This window comes from Paenibacillus sp. 01L418 (assembly GCF_056400045.1).
On the sequence record NZ_JBFTSN010000761.1, the window covers coordinates 1 to 1265 of the forward strand.

Consider the following 1265-nt stretch of genomic DNA (forward strand, 5'->3'; position numbering starts at 1 on the left):
GCAGCTATACTTCACGCGAAGAGCTGGTTGAGCTTTGCAGCGTTTTGCCTAAATACAACGGTCTGCTCTCCACACATATTCGCGGTGAGGGCAATAACTTGCTGCCGTCCGTTGCAGAGGTCATATGGATCGCTGAACGAGTCGGCATCTCGCTGCATATCAGTCATTTGAAAGCAGCTGGCCGCGCCAATTGGGGTAAAGCGCTTGATGCGCTGGAGCTTGTAGAAGCGGCAAGAGCACGTGGTATGGACGTCACAGTTGATGTTTATCCCTACGCGGCAGGCTCCACCACCTTAACAACCGTCCTCCCTCCTTGGGTACTAGAGGGCGGCATTCATGCAACACTTGAAGCGTTCCGCGATAAGGCGCTGCGCCTGCGGATCAAAGAAGAGCTAAGCCGCGAGCAGGACACTTGGGATAATCTTGTATGTTCAACTGGCTGGTCCAGCATCATTATTTCTTCGATTCAGACCGAAGCGAACAAGGCACTCGAAGGCAAATCAATCGCCGAGGTTGCCGAGCTTCGCGGAGAACATCCAGTCGATTGCATGATGGATCTTCTGCTTGAGGAGAATGGTCAAATCGCGATTGTCTACTTCCATATGTCCGACGACGATGTGAAGCAGGTCATCGGTTATGAGAAATCATTGATTGCATCCGACAGCTTGAACTGCGAGATCGGCAAGCCTCATCCGCGCACGTACGGCACCTTTCCACGCGTTTTTGCCAAATATGTGCGTGAAGATAAGGTACTGTCGCTTGAGCAAGCGGTTCGCAAGCTAACCTCATTTCCCGTACAGCGCTTTAAGCTTGGCAAAAGAGGACTGCTTGTGCCAGGGTATGCTGCTGACATCACGGTATTCGACCCAGCTGTCATTCAAGATACAGCTACGTTCGAGGACCCGCGTCAATATCCGTCCGGCATCTCGCATGTTATCGTTGCCGGCCAGCTCACGCTCTCACATGGTGAACACACGCATAAGCGCGAAGGTAATCTTATTCGCGCGCAGCACTGCTGCACGCATTAGTTAACCCGCAATACACAATTGATAAACAAGGAGCTGTTTTATTATGTCTATTATTGAAAAACGTCTTGCTGAGCTAGGAATTGTTTTGCCTGAAACGACTAAGCCTAAGTTCTCCTACATTCCGGTCAACCAAACGGGCAATCTCATCTATACTTCCGGCTTCGACTGCCGTATCGATGGTGTTCTCATGTATGAAGGTAAAATCGGCTCTGATCTGACGATCGAGCAAGGTCAAGA

General features: G+C 50.6%; 2 protein-coding genes. Both read left to right on the forward strand.

Features of this window, described 5'->3' with window-relative positions; genetic code table 11:
• Positions 1–1028, forward strand: a 1028-nt coding sequence (locus AC1DSE_RS35420; protein WP_477529138.1) for an N-acyl-D-amino-acid deacylase family protein, incomplete at its 5' end; no start/stop codon positions are given.
• 43 nt (positions 1029–1071) lie between these two features.
• On the forward strand, positions 1072–1265 hold a 194-nt coding region (locus tag AC1DSE_RS35425), incomplete at its 3' end, for a RidA family protein (RefSeq protein ID WP_477529139.1).